Source organism: Undibacterium sp. TC4M20W (assembly GCF_049340245.1).
In the GTDB taxonomy this organism is placed as follows: Bacteria; Pseudomonadota; Gammaproteobacteria; order Burkholderiales; family Burkholderiaceae_D; genus Undibacterium.
This window is the reverse complement of record NZ_JBMPPI010000089.1, coordinates 1-281: the sequence shown is the minus strand read 5'-3', so window position 1 is coordinate 281 and position 281 is coordinate 1. Positions and strand designations below refer to the sequence as shown.

The window sequence follows — 281 nt, the reverse complement described above, 5'->3', positions numbered from 1 at the left end:
GCAGCGCACAACGCTTAACATCTGCGATCGCCCTGTCAACGGCAACCTCAACCCGCATCTTCGCTTCAGGATCACCAATCTGCCGCATTTCCTCAGCCATGAATTCTGCTTGATAGGCATTTATATCGTCAATTGTCACACTAGGCTTCCAAAATGACCAGTTATACGCTATTTCCTCTGGCTTGAATCCAGCAATTGGACCCGACAGTACTTGTATTAAAACAACTGCTTTTGGAGAAGCAATAGTTTCATCAGTAAATGGCTGTATATTCCAATACGCA

Annotated in this window: 1 protein-coding gene; it reads right to left on the bottom strand. The window is 44.8% G+C overall.

All coding sequences use genetic code 11. The features are described from left to right. On the bottom strand, positions 1–281 hold a 281-nt coding region (locus ACO0LL_RS30405), incomplete at both ends, for a hypothetical protein (protein ID WP_422954549.1).